Source organism: Shewanella insulae (assembly GCF_009831655.1).
Classification (GTDB): domain Bacteria; phylum Pseudomonadota; class Gammaproteobacteria; order Enterobacterales; family Shewanellaceae; genus Shewanella; species Shewanella insulae.
This window is the reverse complement of record NZ_WRPA01000027.1, coordinates 30,150-52,023: the sequence shown is the minus strand read 5'-3', so window position 1 is coordinate 52,023 and position 21,874 is coordinate 30,150. Positions and strand designations below refer to the sequence as shown.

Genomic DNA, 21,874 nt, shown 5'->3' with positions numbered 1-21,874 from the left:
CACCTGCCGACTGGAAGGGATGAACAACAAAATCAAACTGCTGAAGCGAATGGGCTATGGCTACCGGGATACCGAATACTTCTTTCTGAAAGTCAGAGAGGCGTTCCCCGGAGATCCGCGATGAACCATAAAAAAGGCCGTTAAACGGCCTTTTTAAGACAGGGAAATTAATCGGCTTCTTTCAGTGAGGCCGTCAGATCGACGATCGCCTTCTTACCGTCGCCAAACAACATCAGCGCGTTGTCTTTGGCAAACAGCGGATTAGGTAGGCCGGCGAAGCCTGGACTCAGGGAGCGCTTGACCACCACCACGGTGCGGGCCTTGTCGACGTTGAGGATAGGCATGCCGTAGATGGGGCTGCCCTTGTCTTCTCGCGCCATAGGGTTGGTCACGTCGTTTGCGCCGATGACGATGGCTACGTCTGTCTGTTCGAACTGAGGGTTTATTTCATCCATCTCGATCAGCTGTTCATAGGGCACCTCGGCCTCGGCCAGCAGCACGTTCATGTGGCCAGGCATACGACCGGCAACCGGATGGATGGCGTAGAGCACCTGGGCGCCGCGCGCCTCCAGCACAGAAGCTAACTCGCGCACCGCATGTTGCGCCTGGGCCATCGCTAGGCCATAGCCTGGAACGATCACCACGCGCTCGGCGGTTTCCAGCAGCATGGCGACCTCTTCCGGCGAGGAGGAAGTTACCTTACCGGCGTATACCTCGTCGGCATCTACCGTCTCGCCACCCTCGGCCATGACGCCAAAGAGCACGTTAAACAGCGAGCGGTTCATCGCCTTACACATGATCTGGGTCAGGATGATCCCCGAGGCGCCAACCAGAGAGCCCGAGACGATCAGGACAGTGTTGCCCGTGATAAAACCTGTGGTTGCCGCCGCAATACCCGAGTAGGAGTTCAGCAGGGCGATAACCACTGGCATGTCGGCGCCGCCGATAGGTACCACCAGGAAGAGACCCAGGAGCAGCGACACGGCCACCAGTGCGTAGATGAAGGTCGGATTGCTCGGCGTGGTGACCACGGCAACCGTCAGTATCAGAGCCGCGATCAGCAGGCTGGCATTGATGAACTTGTTACCCGGCACCCGAATTGGGTTACCCGAGATCAGCTCCTGCAGCTTAGCGAAGGCCACGAAGGAGCCCGACAGGGTGACCGAGCCGATGAGCACCGTCAGACCGATTGAGATCAGCGCCACCACATGAGTTGCCGAATCGGGATCCAGGAAGCTTGCCAGGGCGATAAATAGCGAGGCACCGCCACCGAAACCGTTGAGCAGGGCTACCATCTGCGGCATGGCGGTCACCTGGATCTTGGTGGCCATCACGGCGCCTATGGCGCCACCCAGCAGGATACCAGCGATGATCCACTCATAGCTCAAGATGCTCTTATCCAGCAGAGTCACCACTACGGCGATAAACATGCCCAGGGCCGATAACTGGTTACCGCGCACCGCGGTACGGGGCTTGGTCAGCCCCTTGATCCCTAAAATAAACAGACTCGCAGCCACAAGGTAGGCGAGATAGATAATCGTCATACTCATGTTGGCTTATTTCCTCTTAAACATGGCGAGCATACGGTTGGTGACCATGTAGCCACCCACAACGTTGATGGTGGCCAGCACCACGGCGATAAAGCCAAGTACATTGACCCAGAGTCCCACGCCGGAACCGGCGGCGAGCAGGGCACCGACCAGGGAGATCCCCGAGATGGCGTTTGAGCCCGACATCAGTGGGGTGTGTAGGGTCGGCGGCACCTTAGTGATCAGCTCAACCCCAAGGAATACTGCCACCACGAACAGGGTCAGTAGTAATAAGATCTCCATTATTGAGCCTCCTCTGTTGCCGCAAGTGGCGGCAGTGATAACAGGTCACGCAATCTGGCGTTAACCACCTCACCCTGATGGGTCACGACTGTGTCGCGCACAATCTCGTCGTCGAAGTCCAGGTTTAATTGGCCTTCATCGTCGACGATCAGCTTGAGTAGGTTCTCTATGTTGGTGCCATACATCTGGCTGGCGTGGGTTGCCGCGCTGCCAGGTACATTCGATGGCCCGAGTACGGTTACGCCGTTATGGACCACGGTTTCGTCCAGTTGGGTTAGCTCGCAGTTACCGCCGGTTTCGGCGGCAAGGTCGACAATTACCGTGCCCGGCTTCATGGCATCCACCATCTCCTTGGTGATCAGCACGGGCGCCTTACGACCCGGGATGGCCGCCGTGGTGATGACGATATCCTGCTGAGCCAGCACATTGGCCATCGCCTGTTGCTGACGCTTGAGGAAGTCGTCACTCTGTTCGGTGGCGTAGCCCCCCTTGGTTTCGGTATTTTCGGTTTCCAGATCCAGCTCTACCGGCTTGGCGCCCACAGAGAGGATCTGCTCCCTGGCGGCGGGGCGAATATCGTAGGCTTCCACCACGGCGCCCAGGCGCTTGGCGGTGGCACAGGCCTGTAGGCCGGCGACGCCGACACCCATGATGAAGGCGCGGGCGGGCTTGAGTGTGCCGGCGGCCGTCATCATCATGGGGAACATGCGCGGCGCCTCATGGGCGGCCAGTAGCACTGCCTTATAACCAGCTATGGTGGCCATTGAGGAGAGGATATCCATGCTCTGAGCACGGGTGATCCGCGGTACCAGCTCAAGTGCCAAGGCGCTGGTACCTGTTTCGGCCAGGGCGGCGGCATTTTCCGGTTGCGCCAGGGGATCCATCATGCCGATAAACAGCTGCTGGGGAGTTGCCTTGGCCTTGATCTCCTCGAACTGCTCACCCTTGAGGTTGACCAGGGTGATGATATCGGCGCCGAGTACCTCGTCTCTGTTGGCAATAACGGCACCCGCTTCCTGATAGGCTTGATCGCTAAAGCCTGCAGCGACACCCGCTCCGCTCTCCACGAGTATTTGGAGGTTTTTTTTGATTAACCGAGTCACATTGGCCGGGATCAACGCAACGCGTTTTTCGTCGGCATGGCTCTCTTTAGGTAGACCTAGTTTCACTGAGAAACCTCTTAGTTGGGGACAGACGTCGTTTGAATTCTTGGCTCGCTATTGTGGCGAGTCTGGACTTAGACACAAGCGCGAATTTTTCATAATCAGCGCTGGTTCACTGGTCGGAGCAAAAAGTTTGCGCCAGTCCACAAAATTTCATTTCAAATTCTGTGGTTAAGGGCACAGCTTAAGCAAATATCGCTCACCACTCTCACTTTTGTAGCTCAAATTATGACCTTTGCATATTCCAAAATTGAATTAAAAATTAGATTTTATTCTTTTTTGCTTTTCTATTAAGCCACTAAGCTAGGCTAATTACACTGTTATAGGGCCGTCTTCCATGCTGTTAAAAGAGCTTTCATCACTGGCTTCTCCCCTGTCTGCGACGCAGGTGGATAAGCTTAAGCAACTCACCTCTGAACTCAACGCCGTGCAACTCGCCTGGGTAGGCGGCTACCTGGCGGCTACGGCCGAACTGAGCGGCGTTGCCGGCGAGGTGCAGCAAGCGCCCCAGCAGACCATCACCATTCTCTACGGCAGCCAGACCGGCAACGGCCGTGGCATCGCCAATGAGCTGGCCGATAAGGCGCAGGCCCAGGGCTACAGCGTCAATCTGGTCTCTATGGCCGACTACAAGACGCGTCAGCTGAAACAGGAGACCCTGCTGCTGGCCGTGGTGAGCACCCATGGAGAAGGTGAGGCGCCGGACGATGCCATCGAGCTGCACAAGTTCCTGGCCTCTAAGCGTGCGCCTAAGCTAGATGCTCTCAACTATGCCGTGCTGGCGTTGGGAGATTCCAGCTATGAGTTCTTCTGCCAGACGGGTAAAGATTTCGAGCAACGCCTGAGTGCATTGGGTGCAAAGGCGATCGTGCCGCTCACCGAATGTGACGTGGATTACGAGTCGGCGGCGACTCAGTGGCAAGAGGCTGTGCTGGGTGCGGTCAAGCCATTGGTGGGCACCGGCGCGAGCGTGGTCTCTATCGGCGGCGCAAGCACCACGACGACGGGTTCGAGCTTTACTAAACAGAAGCCCTACAGCGCCGAACTCTTGGCGAGTCAGAAGCTGACGGGGCGCGATTCGGATCGCGACGTGCGCCATGTGGAGATAGATCTCGGCGAGTCTGGCCTGAGCTATCAGGTCGGTGATGCCCTGGGCGTCTGGTTCAGTAACAGCGATGCCTTAGTTACTGAGATCCTTGAGGGCCTCAAGTTAGACGGCGAGGCAGAGGTCACTTTAGGGGATGCAACCCTGACCCTGAGCCAGGCCCTCAAAGAGAAGCGTGAGTTGACCCAGCTCTATCCTGGCCTGGTACAAAACTGGGCGCAGCTAAGCGGCAATAGTGAGCTGCAGGCGATCAGCGAAGACAGGGAGCAGACCCGTCAATTTGTTCTCAAGCATCAGCTGGCCGACCTGGTGGCCAAGTATCCCGTGGATATCGGTGCCTTCCAGCTGGTGGAGCTGCTGCGTCCGATCACTCCAAGACTCTACTCGATCGCCTCGAGCCAGTCTGAGGTGGAAAGCGAGGTACACCTGACCGTGGCCCTGGTGGAAGACGAGCGCGAGTCGGGCACCCGCTTTGGCGGCGCGTCTCACTTCCTGACAAACGCCCAGGAGGGCGCCGAGGTGAAGGTTTATGTGGAGCCGAATAATCACTTCCGCCTGCCGGAAAATCCGGATACGCCTGTGGTCATGATTGGCCCTGGTACGGGTGTGGCACCGTTTCGTGCCTTCATGCAGGAGCGCGCGGCCCAGGGCGCCCAGGGCGATAGCTGGCTCTTCTTCGGCAATCCGCACTTCGAGCAGGATTTCCTCTATCAGACCGAGTGGCAGCAGTACATTAAAGACGGCACCCTGACGCGCCTGGATTCGGCCTTCTCGAGAGATCAGGCTCATAAGGTCTATGTGCAGCATCGCATCCTGGAGCGCGGCGAGACGCTGTGGCAGTGGATCGAGCGCGGCGCACATCTGTATATCTGCGGCGACGCCGAGCGCATGGCCAAAGATGTGCATCAGGCGCTAGTGAAAGTGATCAAGCAACATGGCGGCAAGAGTGAAGAGCAGGCCGAGGCCCTGCTGGAGAGCCTGCGCAGCGACAAGCGTTATCAGAAAGACGTTTATTAATTGAGACAGGGCGCCAGTCGCCGACAGATTAACTTGCATGGGCAGCGCCGGTGCAAAAACAGGATAGGGCAGTAGCCATGAGCGATCAGAAATTATCAGTAAACGAGTACCTTAAGACCGACAGTAACTATCTGCGTGGCACCATAGAAGAGGGGTTAGACACCTCGCTGACCGGTGCCTTCAACGATGCGGATCAGCAGCTGATCAAGTTCCATGGTTTCTACCAACAGGACGATCGCGATCTGCGCAACGAGCGTAAGGAGCAGAAGCTTGAGCCCCTCTACAGCTTCATGCTGCGTGCTCGTGTGGCAGGCGGTGTCTGTACCCCTAAGCAGTGGCTGGGGGTGGATAAGATAGCCTCGACCCTGACCAGCTCGAACAGTATTCGTCTGACGACCCGCCAGACCTTCCAGTACCACGGTATCCCTAAGCGTAACCTGAAGACGCTGATCCAGGATCTGGACAGAGAGGCGCTGGACTCTATTGCCGCCTGTGGCGACGTGAACCGTAACGTCATGTGTAACCCTAATCCGGTAGAGTCCAAGCTGCATCAGCAGGCCTACCATTGGGCGAAGAAGCTGTCGGACAACTACCTGCCCCGCACCAAGGCCTACGCCGAGATCTGGCTCGGTGACGACAAGGTGGCGGTGAGCGAGAGCGAAGAGGTGGAGCCAGTCTATGGCAAGACCTATCTGCCCCGTAAGTTTAAGATGGCCGTGGCCGTGCCGCCGGATAACGATGTAGATGTCTACACCAACGACCTCGGCTTCATCGCCGTGGCCGAAGATGGCGAGCTGGTAGGCTTTAACATGGTGGCCGGTGGTGGCATGGGCTCGACCCATGGGGAGGTCGCGACCTTCCCGCGTTTGGGCGACGACTTTGGCTTCATCAAGGCCGAAGACTGCCTCAAGTTTGCCGAGGCCGTGCTCAAGGTGCAGCGCGATTGGGGTAACCGCTCGGATCGTAAGCAGTCGCGCCTTAAGTACACCATAGTCAAGCATGGTTTTGAGGCCTTCAAGGCAGAAGTGGAGAAGCGCGCCGGGGTAAAATTTGAGCCTAAGCGTGAGGTGGTGATCGGCGATCGTGGCGATCGTTACGGCTGGATCAAGGGCGTAGATAATAACTGGCACCTGACCCTGTTTATCGAAGGCGGCCGTATCAAGGATCTGCCGGGACAACCCCTGCAGACTGGCCTGCGTGAGATCGCTCTGGTACACAAGGGTGATTTCCGCATGACAGCCAACCAGAACATCATCATCGCCGGTGTGGCCGAAGAAGATAAGGCGCAGATCGAGGCGATTGCCCGCAGTCATGGCCTGATGGGTAAGCTGATCAGCCCGACCCGTGGCCACTCAATTGCCTGTGTGGCGCTGCCGACCTGTGCCCTGGCGATGGCCGAGGCCGAGCGTTACTTCCCGGACTTCATGACCAAGGTCGAGGCGCTGCAGGAGAAGCACGGCTTCCTGGAGCAGCCGATAGTGATCCGCATGACGGGCTGTCCTAACGGCTGTGCGCGTCCCTTCGCCGCCGAGATCGGTCTGGTGGGTAAGGCGCCGGGTCGCTACAACCTCTACCTGGGGGCGAGTTTCGAGGGAACACGCCTGAATAAACTCTATCGCGAGAACATTCAGGAAGCCGAGATTCTGGCGGCCCTGGACGAACTGTTTGCCCGCTACGTCAAAGAGCGTGAGGCAGGCGAAACCTTTGGTAACTTCACCGTGCGTGTCGGCGTGGTGAAGGCGGTTATCGATGCCGCTAAGGATTTCCATGGATAATTCAGTGATCTCTGCCCAGGCGCTAAAGGCTCTATTGAGCGCGCCCAAGGTTGAGCAAGATGCAGAGCTGGCCCGAGTCAATGCCTTCCTGGCGGGGCTCACGCCCGCCGAGCGGGTGATCTGGGGCCTGGCTTACCTGCCGGGCACCCATGCGCTCTCATCGAGCTTCGGTATTCAGGGGGCCGTGATGCTGCATCTGGTCACCCAGGTACAGCAGGATATTCCGGTGATCCTCACAGACACGGGTTACCTGTTTCCCGAAACCTATCAGTTTATCGACGAGCTGACCGAGCGGCTCAAGCTCAACCTCAAGGTGTACCGCGCGCCCATGACAAGCGCCTGGCAGGAGGCTCGTTTCGGTCGCCTGTGGGAGCAGGGGCTGGATGGCCTGGAGCAATACAACCGCATCAATAAGGTCAATCCTATGCAGACGGCGCTCAAGGAGCTTGGAGTCGGTACCTGGTTTGCGGGCCTGCGACGGGTGCAGTCCAGTACGCGCGAGGATCTACCGATTCTGGCGATACATGGCGATCGCTACAAGCTGTTGCCTATCCTGGAGTGGAGCAACAAGGATGTACACGAATATCTCACCAAGCATGACCTGCCTTATCATCCCCTATGGGAGCAGGGCTATGTGTCGGTTGGCGACACCCATTCGAGCCGTCCATTGGAACTTGGGATGACGGAGGAGGAGACCCGTTTCAACGGCCTCAAGCGCGAGTGTGGTCTGCACTACGATATCTAAGGATTGGTGAACTAGGAGGCTTTATGAGATGTAAAGCCTCTAGCATGCTGATTCATTAGTACTTTCTTCTGATTTGTGTACTTTTTTGCACTTCTTTTGCACACGGTTATGCACAGGTCGGATATTTGAACTATAGTGGTAAGTTCCCGTAGATGGTTTTGAATTGTTGTCTGTATCGGATCTGGTTTGGGTCCAGTCGTTTTTTCTTCCTCTTTAAAGCGACAGACAGAGCCGCCGACAAGATCGAAGCCCAACTCGCTTGGCGAGAGCTAGTTGTTTGATTGGTCTGCTGGCGCATGCTAATTAATAGCCATAGGCCCTGGATAGTCCGCTGCGGCTATCCAGGGATACACCCGCTAAACTTATTTCCCTTTTTATTCATCCATATAGTAATATCGTCCCCATTCTTTTCTTACGTGCTTGCCAGCTTGGGATAGGCCCGACTGCCCGCGCGAATTAACAGGGAGTTTACTGAATGAAGAAGGCATTAGTGGCGGCGGCAATCGTTGCCATAGGCGCGGGGGGCTACTGGGCGATGCAACAGGCGCCTAAGTCGGTGGATAATCAGGTGTTGGCCTATGTGCCTGCCGATACTCCACTATTTTCCGCACAGTTTGAGCCTTTTCCCATAAAGGACTATATCGACGCCCTCCCCGAGGCGCAGAAGCAATATCCCGTAGAGATGAAGAACCTGCTGTCTGAGGAAGACGATCCCAGAGCCCAGTTTTTCTTCAGGGTGCTGGAGCGTTATTTCGACGCCTCCCAGGATGGTCAGCAGCTGATCGATACCTTCGGCCTGCCTGAGAAGATCACTAGCTATTTCTATACCCTGGGCGTGCTGCCCGTGATCAAGCTGGATGTCGCTAACCCTGAGCAGTTCTGGGCGGTACTGGACAAGGCCGAGGCCGACAGTGGCATGACCCATGAGCCCAAGCAGCTGGGCGCGGTGAAGTATCGCGCCTATCGTCTTACCGACGAGGGTGAGAGCGAGCGTGTGGATCTGGTGTTTGCCATCGACAAGGGGATGCTGACCCTGACGTTGGAAACCAGCTTCCTCGAGCCTCAACTGCTTGAGAATGCCCTTGGGATCAAGCCGGTACAAGAGTCGCTGGCCAAGGCCGGTACGGTCGATGATATCGTCAAGAAGCACGGCTTTAGCAAGGACGGCATCAGCTATATCAATCATCAAGAGATCGTTAAGGCGATCACCACGCTGGACGGTAACCAGATGGCGCGCCAGCTGACCAAGATCTTCAAGCTGATGCATGACGATCCCTTCGTCGAGCTGCGCTCTCAGGCCTGTCATAACGAGTTGTCTGGCATTGCCGCCAACTGGCCGCGCACGGTGATCGGCTACACGGATTTCGAGGTGAAGAACAAGCAGGCCAAGATAGGTTTTAGCACGGTTATCGAGAGCAATAATCAGGTGATCCTCGGCGCCCTGAGTCAGATGCGTGGTTTCATTCCGGCCCATACCCAGACGATCGACACAGGCGTGTTCTCCATGGCACTTGGCCTGGACGTTAATCAGTTCGTGCCGAGTGTGTCTAAGATCTGGGACGATCTGCTCACCCCGAGCTATCAGTGTGAGCCGCTGGCGCAGCTACAGAGTGAGATGGAAGGTCAGAGCCCGGCCATGCTCGGTATGTTTACCGGTATGGCTAACGGCGTGAAAGGGGTCTCCATCTCGTTGCTGGACTATGCCCTGGAGCAAGACACTCAGCAGATCTCCCTTAAGGATCTCGATGCCATCGCGACCCTGACGGCGGACGATCCGGCGACCCTGTTTAACATGGTGAAACCATTTGCACCTGAGCTGGCCAACGTCAACCTGCCTAGCGACGGTAGCACAGTCGATCTCGGCGCCGCGCTGCAACTGCCGCCATCCCTCGGGGTGAGGGCGCAGATGGCGCTAAAGGGTCAGCACCTGACCATCTATACGGGCGACAAGAGCCAAGCCATCGCCGACAAGCTCGCCGATGAGCAGCCAAGTGCTAACGGTCTGCTCTCCATGACGGCCGATTACGCCAAGTTGTTTACCCCGGCCATGAACCTGATGGCCATGAGCGGCGAACCTATTCCCGAGGAGCTGGAGGCGCTTAAAGACTATCGCACCCAGCTGAAGGTGGGGATGGATATCAATGCCAAGGGCATAGTCATCGACAGCCTGGTGCAGACTCGCAACGACTAAGCATTATCTGTCGCTTCAACTAAAAAAAGCCCCTAGGCCTGAGCGCTCGGGGCTTTTTTATTGCGGGAATGACGGGTTACTCTGCCTTGGCGATGCCTAAGGCGGCCAGGTTGGCGGCAATATCTTCGGCGGCCGTCTTAGGATGAATATCCTCGTCTATCTTGAGTATGGTGCCGTCCTCGCCTATGTAGAAGGTGACCCGGCTGGCGACCCGTACCAGGTTGAGTACGTCATAGGCCTTGGCGGTCTCCTTGGTGGGATCGCTGAGCATAGGGAAGTCGGCCTTCTGTTCCTTAGCAAACTTCTGGTTGTCTTCGAGATCGTCGACGCTGGCCATCATGTAGACAGCCTTGTACTGGCGGATAAGATCCCCTTTCTGAACCAGCGACTTACATTCCAGGGTGCAGCCTCGGGTATTGGCCATGGGATACCAGGCCAGGACCAGAGTCTGCTTGCCCAGGTAATCGCTTAGCTGGTAAAAGTGGCCGTCGGTGGCCTGCAGGCGAAAATTCGGAGCCTTGTCGCCCACCTTAAGATCGGTGGCGTTGGCTTGGGCGGCGAGCAATAGGCTCAGGCCGAGCAGGAGTCTGGTGACTAACTTATTCATGTGCTGTCCTTTCTTAGTTGGTAGAGGTTTGTGTCTGGCCGTTTGTCGCGGGGGCAAACAGGTCGGTTAAGTTTTCCCAGTAGATGATTTCATCGAGAGGCTGTTCTATATCCGGCTGGGTCGGCACCCCAGACAGGGCTTTTCCTGTGGCATCGTATACCTGGGTGGTGTTGAATCGGAGCTTAATGCCGCTGCTTGGCAGGGTGAGCCGTTGCTGCCTGCCAAATTCGCCCCGCGTCGGTTCACCCACCACTAAGGTATCCGGCCAGGCCTTGGAAAAGTGGGCTATCCACTGGCACTGCTGACGACACTCTGGGCCGATAAGCAGCATCAGTTTACCCCGCATGGGGCGAGGTAGATGGGACCAGGAGAGGTTGGCATGATGCCAAAACTTGGCCTGCCAGGGACTAAAGCCCGGCTCCTCTTTGGGCAGCTGAGTGCGCAGCAGATCCAGTTGTAACCTCTCCTCCTGACTCAGGCCTACGGGCGGTCGGAAGCCTAAGGGCTTGAGGTAGTCGCTGCGCAGGTTCGGTCCCTTCTTGTAGCGCGCCACCGCTAGCAACGAGTTCGGCCAGGCCGCCAGCTGCGGCGGCCTGATATCCGGGCTGAATATCTGGGCCAGCAGCCCGAGCAGTTCATCGCCAGCGCCATGCCCCTGACGCAGATCCAGTATGGCTACGGGGGATTGAAGGGCACGCTTGAGTCGTCGCCCAATGGGACTATCGGCTTTAAAGTCAGACAGGTCGTAGAAAGTGAACACCCCTTGAAGATCGATACTTGCCTGCTTACGCTGCTCTGTGGTGCTCAATGAGCTTGGTGGCTTGGCTGTGAGCGTCAGGCTGAGCTGGTGGCTGTGGCCCTGTTCATCGCTGAGGGTGAGCCGGCAGTAACGACTGGCCGGCAGCCCTATCTCTCGCCTGAGCAAAGGGATCATCGCAAGGTACCTTGCCTGTTCGCTCGTCGAATTGGCCAGGCTGGGGGGCAGAAAGCTCTGGGTGGCGCCGACCCAGAGGGCGATGGGCAGGCCATCGATATGGGTGATAAAGGGCGCCTCGCTATCCTGGGGGAGATTGTCCTGGGTCAGTGCCAGCCATTTATCCTCGAGCTTGCGCAGCTTGAGTGGCAGATAGGCCTGGACTTTGACGTCATCGATCTGAGCGCTGGGATCGTCGATGGCCGCCATGACCTTCAGTAGTTGCTGGGCGAACCGCTGGCGATCGCCGCCCAGGGGGAGCTGGGTCAAGGCCTTGTCTATACTGGTCTCCAGGCGGGCTAGGCGCTCGGACGATGCGGCCGCACTGGCGGAGTATTGCGTCAGGTGTTGTTGCAGGAAATAGAGATCCGAGCGCATCTCCCGGGCGGAGAGCTGCGCCTTAGGCGGCTCTTCGTTAAGGGCGATCACCGTGAGCTGGATGCAGCTCATCAGCATGATGAGGCCGAAGCCATTGATGATGCTCTGATGTCCGAATTTCATTCTGCTTCCTGATGCGAGTGGCGGGCAGGGCGCGCCTATGGTTAGAGAATGTCGTTTATCGCGAAGCCTATGCCTATCCTCTGGGTATGGGCGTTGTAGTCGATGAGGCTCTCGCCATAGCCATTAAAATATTGCGTATAGAGACGCAGATTGCCAATGATGGGATAGCTCCAGGTAAATTCTACCGCGCCGCGATTCGGGCTCTCGAGGTTGTTGCGCAACATCAGCGAGAACCTGTGTTTATCCACGCCATAGACCCCCATGAGCTCGAAGTTGCCCATGTAATCCAGGATATCCGGATTATCATCACCTCTGGGTGAGTCGGGCGTCTCTTTCTCATCTTCCGGAATGCGCCACCATACCTTGCCCGCCAGGGCAAAGGGGCCACTATCGAACACCATGGTGCCATAGATACGGTTCCAGCTACGGGAGAGATCACCGGACTTGCCGTTGGATTGGTGCACGGCGCCCACCCCCCAGAAGGAGTTGGTCAGGGGACCTATCTGCCAGTCGTTGTTAAACAGCATGAAGATCTCTGGCTCATGGTTGGTTTCGCGAAACGGCGAGGAGATATCCTTGTTGTATACCTGCCAATAGGACTGGTTGGTGTAGGCGAAAAACAGATGGCCGTTGTCGCCGAACACGTTATACATCAAGGGAAACTTGAAGCTTATCTGGAACTTGGCTTCCAGATTATCGATTTCCGAATTCTGCTCGTCTAGCTTGTCGGCAAAGGGCGCCATATTTGGAGAGCTGTTGTAGGTCACGGGCAGAATATAGTTGACCTTGTGAGGCGTGATCACGAAGGGCCTCTCAGAGGTGGCCAGCTCATCTTCGACGCGCTGGTCCAGCAGTGAACCATCCGCTTTGTTTTTTTCCTCTTCTGTGGGCTCGGCGCCCATACAGGTTGCTGGTAGTGAAAATAGGGTGATCAGGGGAAGCCATTTAAGGTATTGGGTGGTTTGCATCCTTGTTTCCTCTCGTGTCGCAAGCTTAGCGCGTCGTCTCCAATCTAGGCTATGTTGTAACATTTGAGCCCGCCGCGCGCACCTATTTTAATTCTGTCTACTTGATTTGGTTCATGAAAATGTCGCCAAACAAAGCTAATAACTAAAAAGAATAAAACCTAATAAACTTCTATTTTTTATGGAATAAGAATGACGCTATATTAACCTCATCACTATTGTATGAGATGCGGATATGGAACTATTTACTCTACCCGGGCAGCAGGCACAGGGCAAAGTCTGGCTTGTGGGCGCCGGTCCTGGCGACATTGAGCTATTGACGCTCAAGGCCTACCGCATCCTGAAGAAGGCCGATGTGGTCTTGTTCGACGCCCTGGTGAGCGATGAGATCCTGGCATTGGTGCCGAAAGAGGCTGAGCTTATCGCCGTGGGTAAGCGCGCCGGTAAACACAGCGCCGCCCAGGAGGAGATCAACCAGCTGTTGGTGACCAAGGCCTATACCCGCAAGAATGTGGTGCGCCTCAAGGGCGGCGATCCCTTTATCTTCGGCCGTGGTGGCGAAGAGCTGGAGACCCTGGTGGAGGCGGGAGTTGAGTTCGAGGTGGTGCCCGGCATCACGGCGGCCAGCGGCACCTCTGCCTACGCAGGGATTCCCTTGACCCATAGGGACCATGCCCAGGGAGTCACCTTCATTACCGGTCACTGCAAGTTAGAGAGTCGTCCCATGGACTGGCAGTCCTATGCCAACAGCGCCAATACGCTAGTGGTCTATATGGGGATCCTCAACGCCGCCAGCATTCAACATGGGCTGATCTCGGCCGGGCGCTCGCCTAAGACGCCGGTGGCCATAGTCTCTAAGGCGACCACGGCGGCCCAGCGGCGTTTCATCGGCACTCTATGTGAGCTGGCCGAACTGGCGGCGGACCCGGCGCTGGCAATGCCGGCGCTGATGATCATAGGTGAGGTGGTCGGTCTGGCCGATAGTCTGCACTGGTTTAACCCTGAGAACAGCCCTAAGACTCTGGGTGCGTCGGTAAAGCAGTCGCTGGGTCACTGATCTATCTTAAAATCTTTCTTAAATAGTGCCTGCATTGCGCGGGCATACTCTTCATCTGCCTTGGGGCGCACCAGCTGCGCCAACTCGTCGCCGGTCGGCGTTAATCGATAATAGCTAAATACTAAGTGCCCGTGCTTGGGCGTCAGCGTCATGCGCTTGCCCGACAGGGTAAAGCTGATGGGGTTCTTGGCGTTGAGCTGACCCGTCTCAAACTCGCTCCTGTGTAACAACCCTGCATCCACCAGGGTGAGCACCGAGGAGTAGGGCAGGCCAAATTGCGACAGGGCGATCTGGGTGGTATCCGTCTTGCGAAACAGCTGGCCTATGCCGCCGGCGTGGCGAAAGCCGATCACCAGCTTGAGCTTAGATTCGTTGTTGAAGGTCACCGCCATCCCCAAGGCCTTCTCGAACATCTGCGCCTCTTTGTGGGTCAGCTGCTTAAGTGTGGCCAGGCTCCTGAGGCTAAAGCTGCCTGGGCTGGTGATCTCGTTGGCCAGGATCCGTCCCCACAGGGCCTGCATGTTGCGATTATGGATCTGCTCCGCCAGCTGAAAGAACTGGTGGATCCAGTCGGGGTCGAGATCGGCCCCGGTGACATCCGACGGCGTGTGGGAGAGGGCGATGGCGTAGATGTTTTCCAGGTTAGCCTGATATTGGCTGGCGAGCTTGCGCAGACGATGGTCGCAGCGTTCGGCCACCGAGGCATTAGAGGGGCGATAGTCCCCCTCGCTGCCCAGACCTATGAGGCGCCCGAGTTGCAGGGCCTTGCGGCGGGCTGATACGTCGGGTTGGTTCGACCCTGAATTGGTTAGCTTAACGATCTCGGCCATAGTCTTATCTTATGAATAGTCTTATCTTGCGGGTTGCCCTGTTGTCCGATTCTATCTGAAAATCGACGCTCACCCTAGTCTCAGACGTTGGCCGGCCAGTTGACATGCCTGTCCTGGGCCGGATGGCGCGGAATATTGAAGGCCAGCACTAGGGAGCAGAGGGAGAAGCCGGCGCCGATAAAGAAGACCCACTTATTGGAGTAGAGCCAGAGCATCCCCAGTAGCGCAGGGATCACCACGGCCGCAATATGGTTAATGGTGAAGCTGACCGACATGGTGGCGGCGATATCTTTGGGCTCGGCGATCTTCTGGAAATAGGTCTTGATAGCGATGGCCATGGCAAACAGCAGATGATCCAACACATAGAGTACGGCGGCCGTCTCTGCCTGCTGGACGAAGGCGTAGCTGGTGAAGATCACTATCAGGCCCACATACTCTATCATCAGGGCGTTGCGCTCGCCGATGCGGCCGATAAAGCGGCCTATGGCGGGCGCAAACAGTAGATTGACCACATAGTTGATCAGGAATAGGGCGGTGATCTGACTGACGCTATAGCCAAACTTCTCCACCATCATGAAGCCGGCAAACACCATGAAGATCTGTCGCCGCGCGCCGGAGAAGAAGGTCAGCAGGTAGTAGAGCCAGTAGCGTCGTCTGAGGATCACCTTCTTGTGTTGCACCTCGCCCTGGGGAAACCTTGGGAAGTAAAGGCTCAGGGCGATCACCATCAGCAGCCCGAGTCCCCCTATGATGGCGTACATCCACCGATAATCCAGCTGCAGATAGGTCATCACCGCCCAGATGCTGCCATAGCCTGTGAGGGCCGCCGCCGAGCGCCAGGCCAGCGCCTTGCCCATGAAGCCTGCGGTATCGGCCTTGTCTACCCACTGCAGGGTGAGGGACTGATTGATGGTCTCATAGTAGTGAAAGCCCACCGACATGAGTATGGTGGTCAGGTAGAGGCCCAGCACCTGAGGGAAGAAGCCCGTGATGCCTACCCCTATGGTCAGCAGGGCTAGCGAGACTAGGGCGAAGGTCTGCTCCCTGAGCAGCAGCAAGATGAAGATGGCGGTAAAGGCCAGAAACCCGGGTACCTCCCGCAGACTCTGCAGTATGCCTATCTCGGCGCCGGTAAAGCTGGCCCGCTCGATGACGAAGTTATTCAGCAGCACCTGCCATACAGAAAACACTAAGGACATCACGAAGGTCATGAGGAGTAAGAGGGTCTGCGGGTTCTTTTTTAACATTCCATTGGCTTCCAGTCTTTCCCGGGGCAATCAGTCTACCCCATAGCTTGGGCGCTACAAACTGGTTTCAATCATTACGCCCTAGCATGCTTTGTCATCAATTTGTTATTAACAAATGTAAATTGTAATGCAAATCATTCTTATTTGAAATATTGTGCCCGCAATTTAATGGGGGATGCTGTTCATTCAGCATGGAGAGAAGATGACACTGAAATTAACCACCTTAGGGATGGCAATCGCCGGCTTGCTGGCGGGCAATGCCTATGCCGACACACAAAAAAATGCCACAACCAATACCGCCACCTTAGCCGAGTCGATCGCCAGGCAGGAGCAGGCGCTTATTCAGCTGAAACAGGAGCTGGCCCAGCTCAAGGCGCAGCAGGCGGACAAACAAGTCGAGCAACAGATCGACCGGCAGGCGCTGACAAAGGCGGTGCAGGAGCAGGTTGCCCTGGAGGCTGCAAACAGCCCCTGGAGCCGTTTCAAGTTTGAATCCTACGGCAGCATGAATTACACCAGCGACGAGTATTTCGATAACGTGCAGGACACCTCGCCCGAGCGTCGCGGCCGTCTGGATCTGGAGCGGATCGTCACCGAGTTTGGCTACCAGTTCAACGACGAGTGGGACATGGAGGTGGAGATAGAGTATGAGCATGGCGGCACGGGCAGCGCGCTGGAATACGATGGTTTCGACGAGTTCGGCGAGTTCGAGTCAGAGGTCGAGGCCGGCGGCGAGGTGATGATCGAGAAGGCCCAGCTCAGGTATCGTCCAAGCAAAGCCTTCGGCGTCAAGTTCGGTAATATACATCTGCCCGTGGGGCTTTCCAGCGTGCTGCACAAGCCAAACCAATACCTGACTGTGCTGCGTCATCGCAGCGAGGCGGCCATGCTGCCCGCCGTCTGGAATGAGACGGGTATCGGCATCTTCGGCGAGCTGGGGGATTTCCACTATCAGGCTCAGGTGGTCAGCGGCCTCAACTCTGAGTACTTCCGCACCTACGACTGGATAGCATCCGGCCATCAGAAGCGCTTCGAACATCTCAACGCCGACGAGCTGGCCTATGTGCTGCGTCTGGATTATGGCAGCTTCAAGCAGCCTGGTCTGGCCCTAGGTGCCGCCTACTACTATGGCAATACCAGTGGCAATCGTCACAAGAGCAACAAGCTGTCCGGTGATGGCAGCGTAAGCCTGCTGGCGCTGTCGGGGGCCTATGTGGATGGGCCCTGGATCCTGCGTGGGCAGTACCTGCAGGGCACCCTAGATGATGCCGATGCGATCACTCAGGCCAACAAGACCACCCCGGGCCTCAAGCCGGGTAACTTCGCCCAGCTGGGCAGTAAGGCCGAGTCTTTCTTCGTCGAGGCGGGGCTGGATCTCAACCACTTCTTCTCTGTGCCGCTGACTGTGTTTGCCAACCTGGATTACGCCAACCCGCTGAGCGAGGTGGAAACCGGCACGGCCACCAAGCGCTATGAGAACACCTGGACCAGCGTCGGCATCAACTACTCGCCGATCCCAGAGATAGTGATCAAGGCCGAGGGCGGCCTGCATCAGGTGGCTGTAGCCGCCATTCCGGATACCCATTTCTTTGCCCTGGGCGTGGGCTATCAATTCTCGCTCTAACGGCGGACAACTTTAATTTTTTATGGAGAGAAAGATGAAGCAATTTAAATATGGCGCGATCGCATTGGCACTTATTTCTGGCCTAGCCGCCTGTGGCGGTTCGGGTAGCGACGAGCCCGAGGTGGTGGTGCCCGAGACAGGTTTTAGTTTCGATGCCGATGCCCTGATCGTTAACCTGAGCGACGAAGTGATCGTCAAGGGCTACAGCACCCTGGCGGATCGCGGCGAGGCGCTGCTACAGGCCACCCAGACCCTGGTCGCCACACCGACTCAGGCAAATCTTGAGGTGGCGCAGTCTGCCTGGAAGGCGGCCCGTCAGCCCTGGGAGCAGGGCGAGTCGCACATCTTCGGCCCAGTGGACTCTCTGGGGATCGACCCACACCTGGATAGCTGGCCATTGAACACCACAGATCTCAAGACTGTGCTGATCAACAGCAGCGGTTTCGACGCCGAGACCATCAAGGGCTGGAACGATGACGTGCAGGGCTTCCACACCATGGAGTTTCTGCTGTTCGGTGACGGTATCGAGGATAACGTCAAGCAGATCGACGAGCTGACCGCCGTTGAGCGCGACTACCTCATGGGGCTGGCCGAGGTGTTTCGCGACTACACCAAGCAGCTGGCCGATGCCTGGCTGGTTAGCCATGACGGTCAGAGTGGCAAAGCCTATGGCGAGCTGCTGAAATCGCCGGGCGTCGATGGCAACACCTTCTACAGCTCTCAGGTGGGCGTGTTAGAGGAGCTGATCAAGGGGATGATAGGCATAGTCGATGAGGTGGGTAACGGTAAGATCGCCGACCCCTTCGGCGGCTCACAGGCCAGCGCCGACACCTCTAAGGTGGAGTCGCAATACTCCTGGAACTCGCTGACCGACTTTAGCGACAACATCATAGGGGTACGCAACGTCTATCAGGGCGAGTTCACCGGCGAGGCCGACAAGCAAGGGATCATCGATTTCGTGCGCGCCGCCGACAGCGAATTGGCTAGCCGGGTCGCCGCCGAGATAGACGCTGCCATCTTGCAGATCCGCGCCATCGAGGGCACAGACAAGATGCCGTTCCGTCAGGCGATAAAAGATGAGGCGGGCCGTGAGCGTATCCAGAAGGCGGTCGATGCCCTGGCTACCCTGCAGGCGAGCCTGGAAAACCAGGTGTTGCCGCTACTCAAAGAGTGGAAGGTATAAGGCCAGTCAAGAAGAGAGCCCAGGCTCTCTTTTTCTTGCCTATATAACCTCATAAAAACAAAGGCTAAATGGCAAAAGGCCCATTTAGCCCGACTGCAATAAAGTGTGAAAAAGATGATGAATTGCTTAATCAAACCATCCGCCCTGCTGGCGGCCCTGACCCTGGCACAGACATTGGTGCTAAGCGGCTGTGGCGGCTCGGGAGATGAGATAGCAGTGCCAGAACCCGAGAAGGCGTATCCGGACTATACCCAGGTGACGGCATTGGGCGGTGATACAACCACCTTCGATGCCTCGAGTTCGGGCCACGGCTACTCCACCCCGGCAGTAAACCTCGACCAGGCGCAGCTTGCTCAGCACCTTAGCGGCGATCTGAACTTTGAGACCGCCTTTACCACGGCGCCAAACGAGGAGCATCCCGAGCTCGATGGCCTGGGGCCCGTGTTCAACAACGCCGACTGTAACTCCTGCCATCAGCGCGACGGTCGTAACTCGACGCCGATAGTGCCTGCCGGTCAAGATCGCATTAAGCTCGGCTCCGAGGCGGGGATCTTCCTGCGTATCAGCAAGGCGCCGGACCAGCCCTGCCTTGAGGGGACGGCAGAGAACAATTACTGCGCGCCTACCCCTGTGCCAAATTTTGGCACTCAGCTGTTTCATCGCGGGGTGCTTAAGGCCAGGGAAGACTGGCAGCAGAACCTGTTCGGCGGCCAAGCGGATGTCTACCTCTCCTATGAGCTAAAGACGGTGACCTATCCCGACGGCACCGAGGTGACGCTGAAAAGGCCGTTGTTTGCGGTGGAAAATCCTTTCGATGCGCCGGGAGAGAGCCTCAACAGCAGCAACGTCACCTCTGAGCTTTTGCAGAGCGATGTCTTGATGGGTTGGCGCAACGGCATGCCGGTGTTTGGTCTTGGGCTGCTGGAGGCGATCCCCGAGGCGAGCATTCTGGCGCTGGAGGATGAGGCCGACAGCGACGGCGATGGTATCTCGGGGCGGGCAAACTATGTGTTCGATGCCGTTAAGGCGCAGCGCGGCGACAGCCATCCCGTCTCCCTGGGACGTTTCGGCTGGAAGGCCAATACCCCAAGCGTGCGGGTGCAGTCGTTGGGCGCGCTGCGCGGTGACATAGGGATCACTAACCCTCTGTTTCCCCAGGAGAGCATAGCGGGCACCAGCATGCATGACAGCTACCTGACCCGCACCGGGTTCGTCGATACCGGCAGCGGTGTCGACGGTGAGCCGGAGGCGAGCGCCGAGTTCAGCGACGACGTGGTCTTCTACGCCGAGACCCTGGCGGTGCCCGCAAGACGTCAGGTGGATGATGCCAAGGTGAAGGAAGGCGCGCGTCTGTTCGAGCAGGTCAACTGCAGCGGCTGTCACCAGCCCAAGTTTGTCACCAAGAGCAGCGGTGAGATCGGCGGCCTGCCCATGATAGATGCCCTCAAGGGACAGACCATCTATCCTTTCACAGATATGTTGCTTCATGACATGGGCGAAGACCTGAGTGACGCTCGTCCCGACTTCCTGGCCAGTGGCAGCGAATGGCGCACCCGGCCGCTTTGGGGCATAGGCCTGACTCAGACGGTCAATCCCCAGGCGGGCTTTTTGCACGATGGCCGTGCGGCGAGCGTGGAGGAGGCGATTCTCTGGCATGGCGGCGAGGCCCAGGCCAGTACCGATAAGTTCATGGCCCTGACCCAAGAGGAGCGGGCGCAACTGCTGGCCTTCGTGATGTCCCTCTAAGGGAGCAAGAAAGGCGATGAAGAGCGCGGCCTAGGCCGCGCTTTTTTATGACAAAATGTATCCAGAAGGCAATTTGTGACCTCGGTAAACTTAAGCCGGATTTTGCCCTCAGTCCTCGTGATCTGTTTCAATTAAATATTGCCCGATTTCCCCTATCATGGTGCTATAGCAAGAGTTAAGTCGACTTAGGGGCCTTCGTGAGCAAAATATTAATCATCTATTCCAGTGTGCATGGGCAGACCCGTAAGCTGTGCGATTTTATGCAGCGCGAGCTCGAGGCGCTGGAACATAGCGTCACCTGTGCCAGCATAGATAACCCGCCAGCCCTGGAAGGGTTCGACAAGATAGTCCTGGGCGCCAGCATTCGTCATGGCAAGCACAATCCCAGGGTGTATGACTTCATTCGCGAGAACATCAAGGTGCTACAGGAGAAGGCCAGCACCTTCTTTTCGGTGAGCCTGGTGGCGCGTAAGCCCGCCAAGAATACCCCAGAGACCAACCCATACATGCAGGCATTTCTGGCCAAGTCGCCCTGGCAGCCTAAGCTCTTGGCGGTGTTCGGCGGTAACCTGGATTATCAGGGGTATAATGCCCTGGATCGCAACATCATACGTTTCATCATGTGGATCACTAAGGGGCCGACGGCGCCGGATACCAAGGTCGAGTACACCGACTGGGATAAGGTGAAACACTATGCCCGGCAGGTCGCCGCGCTCTAGTATGGCCTGAAGGCGTATGGGTAAACTAAGCGTGAGTCATATCGAGGGGAGAGCGAGTTGAAGACACTGACCAAGCTGCGCGAGGTGCTGGAGACCTATCAGCATCTGTTTGTCATCCTGTTGACCCTGTTTCTGGTAAGCACCAGCGGTTGGCTCATGATGGGGCGAGCGCTGCGGGCCAACGCCTCGGTGTGGGATATCCTGCACGTCTATCTGGGGCTGCTGGCGGGGATCTTCTCTGTCACCATGTTGGTGACCAACATGATGCGCGGCCAGTGGCGGCAATACTTCCCCTATCTGGTAGGCGACTTTACCCAGCTGAGTAACGACGTGTGCGGCCTGATGCGCGGCAAGTTGCCCCTGGCCGGTGGCCGCGGCCTGTTTAGCGTGGTCGAGGGAATTGGCATGCTGCTGTTTGTGGCGGTATCCGTTACCGGCCTGATGTGGTTTCTGACCCAGGGCAGCAGCGAGGCGCTTGATTGGCGAAGCTATCATCACAGCCTGGCCCACGGTTTCATTGTCTTCATGGTGATCCACGCCCTGTTTGCCCTGTCACACCTGTTGGACTTCATTCGCCGCTAGGCCTGTGCCAGC

19 protein-coding genes are annotated in these 21,874 nt (G+C 57.1%); 11 read left to right on the top strand and 8 right to left on the bottom strand.

Annotation, left to right across the window (positions count from 1 at the left end):
* Positions 1–124: transposase (locus tag GNT65_RS19730; protein WP_146194370.1), on the top strand; the 124-nt coding region annotated here is incomplete at its 5' end.
* 43 nt (positions 125–167) lie between these two features.
* Here GNT65_RS19730 and GNT65_RS19725 read toward each other — a convergent pair.
* The 3 genes from GNT65_RS19725 to GNT65_RS19715 are packed head-to-tail and all read right to left on the bottom strand — an operon-like array spanning position 168 to position 3,001.
* Positions 168–1,550, bottom strand: a complete 1,383-nt coding sequence (locus GNT65_RS19725) for an NAD(P)(+) transhydrogenase (Re/Si-specific) subunit beta (RefSeq protein WP_160798906.1) — start codon at positions 1,548–1,550, stop codon at positions 168–170.
* A gap of 6 nt (positions 1,551–1,556) precedes the next feature.
* Entirely contained in the window at positions 1,557–1,832 is a 276-nt protein-coding gene (locus GNT65_RS19720; protein ID WP_160798905.1) for an NAD(P) transhydrogenase subunit alpha part 2, read from the bottom strand.
* Positions 1,832–3,001, bottom strand: coding sequence for a Re/Si-specific NAD(P)(+) transhydrogenase subunit alpha (locus GNT65_RS19715; protein WP_160798904.1), 1,170 nt, complete (start codon positions 2,999–3,001; stop codon positions 1,832–1,834). The genes GNT65_RS19720 and GNT65_RS19715 overlap by 1 nt, the downstream gene beginning before the upstream one ends.
* A 331-nt stretch (positions 3,002–3,332) precedes the next feature.
* Between GNT65_RS19715 and GNT65_RS19710 the strand changes: the two genes are divergently transcribed.
* The 4 genes from GNT65_RS19710 (at position 3,333) to GNT65_RS19695 (ending at position 9,828) form a co-directional block, all read left to right on the top strand.
* Positions 3,333–5,117 (top strand): assimilatory sulfite reductase (NADPH) flavoprotein subunit, encoded by a 1,785-nt coding sequence (locus tag GNT65_RS19710; protein WP_160798903.1) that lies wholly within the window; start codon positions 3,333–3,335, stop codon positions 5,115–5,117.
* A 77-nt stretch (positions 5,118–5,194) separates the two neighbouring features.
* Positions 5,195–6,892, top strand: a complete 1,698-nt coding sequence (cysI, locus tag GNT65_RS19705) for an assimilatory sulfite reductase (NADPH) hemoprotein subunit (protein WP_160798902.1) — start codon at positions 5,195–5,197, stop codon at positions 6,890–6,892.
* Positions 6,885–7,637 carry a phosphoadenylyl-sulfate reductase gene (locus GNT65_RS19700; protein WP_244952234.1) on the top strand — a complete coding sequence of 251 codons (753 nt, stop codon included), beginning with the start codon at positions 6,885–6,887 and terminating at the stop codon, positions 7,635–7,637. Before cysI ends, GNT65_RS19700 begins: the two co-directional genes overlap by 8 nt.
* Positions 7,638–8,112: 475 nt before the next feature.
* Positions 8,113–9,828: a hypothetical protein gene (locus GNT65_RS19695; protein WP_160798900.1), complete on the top strand. Its 1,716-nt coding sequence runs from the start codon at positions 8,113–8,115 to the stop codon at positions 9,826–9,828.
* Positions 9,829–9,904: 76 nt separating this feature from the next.
* Here the strand turns inward: GNT65_RS19695 and GNT65_RS19690 are convergent, their stop codons facing one another.
* From GNT65_RS19690 to GNT65_RS19680, 3 genes are read right to left on the bottom strand one after another with little or no spacing between them, the layout of a single operon-like run.
* Positions 9,905–10,435, bottom strand: a complete 531-nt coding sequence (locus tag GNT65_RS19690; RefSeq protein ID WP_160798899.1) for a peroxiredoxin family protein — start codon at positions 10,433–10,435, stop codon at positions 9,905–9,907.
* Between the two features lie 13 nt (positions 10,436–10,448).
* Positions 10,449–11,909, bottom strand: a complete 1,461-nt coding sequence (locus GNT65_RS19685) for a S41 family peptidase (RefSeq protein WP_160798898.1) — start codon at positions 11,907–11,909, stop codon at positions 10,449–10,451.
* Between the two features lie 41 nt (positions 11,910–11,950).
* Positions 11,951–12,811, bottom strand: coding sequence for a phospholipase A (locus tag GNT65_RS19680; RefSeq protein ID WP_160798909.1), 861 nt, complete (start codon positions 12,809–12,811; stop codon positions 11,951–11,953).
* Between the two features lie 298 nt (positions 12,812–13,109).
* Between GNT65_RS19680 and cobA the strand changes: the two genes are divergently transcribed.
* Positions 13,110–13,931 carry a uroporphyrinogen-III C-methyltransferase gene (cobA, locus tag GNT65_RS19675; protein ID WP_160798897.1) on the top strand — a complete coding sequence of 274 codons (822 nt, stop codon included), beginning with the start codon at positions 13,110–13,112 and terminating at the stop codon, positions 13,929–13,931.
* On the opposite strand, the gene GNT65_RS19670 is transcribed toward cobA, so the two are convergent.
* Both GNT65_RS19670 and GNT65_RS19665 read right to left on the bottom strand, forming a co-directional pair.
* Positions 13,925–14,761 (bottom strand): TIGR03899 family protein, encoded by an 837-nt coding sequence (locus GNT65_RS19670; protein WP_160798896.1) that lies wholly within the window; start codon positions 14,759–14,761, stop codon positions 13,925–13,927. The genes cobA and GNT65_RS19670 overlap by 7 nt on opposite strands.
* A gap of 80 nt (positions 14,762–14,841) precedes the next feature.
* A complete protein-coding gene (locus tag GNT65_RS19665; RefSeq protein ID WP_160798895.1) occupies positions 14,842–16,008 on the bottom strand; it encodes an MFS transporter in 1,167 nt (388 codons plus the stop codon).
* Between the two features lie 202 nt (positions 16,009–16,210).
* Between GNT65_RS19665 and GNT65_RS19660 the strand changes: the two genes are divergently transcribed.
* The 5 genes from GNT65_RS19660 to GNT65_RS19640 all read left to right on the top strand — a co-directional run bounded on the left by GNT65_RS19660 (position 16,211) and on the right by GNT65_RS19640 (position 21,862).
* Positions 16,211–17,632, top strand: a complete 1,422-nt coding sequence (locus tag GNT65_RS19660; protein ID WP_160798894.1) for a hypothetical protein — start codon at positions 16,211–16,213, stop codon at positions 17,630–17,632.
* A 34-nt stretch (positions 17,633–17,666) separates the two neighbouring features.
* A complete protein-coding gene (locus GNT65_RS19655; protein ID WP_160798893.1) occupies positions 17,667–18,815 on the top strand; it encodes an imelysin family protein in 1,149 nt (382 codons plus the stop codon).
* 114 nt (positions 18,816–18,929) lie between these two features.
* Complete coding sequence (locus GNT65_RS19650) at positions 18,930–20,561, top strand: di-heme oxidoredictase family protein (protein WP_160798892.1); 1,632 nt, start codon at positions 18,930–18,932, stop codon at positions 20,559–20,561.
* Between the two features lie 197 nt (positions 20,562–20,758).
* A complete protein-coding gene (gene hemG / locus GNT65_RS19645) occupies positions 20,759–21,280 on the top strand; it encodes a menaquinone-dependent protoporphyrinogen IX dehydrogenase (RefSeq protein WP_160798891.1) in 522 nt (173 codons plus the stop codon).
* 57 nt (positions 21,281–21,337) lie between these two features.
* Complete coding sequence (locus GNT65_RS19640) at positions 21,338–21,862, top strand: cytochrome b/b6 domain-containing protein (RefSeq protein ID WP_160798890.1); 525 nt, start codon at positions 21,338–21,340, stop codon at positions 21,860–21,862.
* Positions 21,863–21,874: the final 12 nt, after the last annotated feature.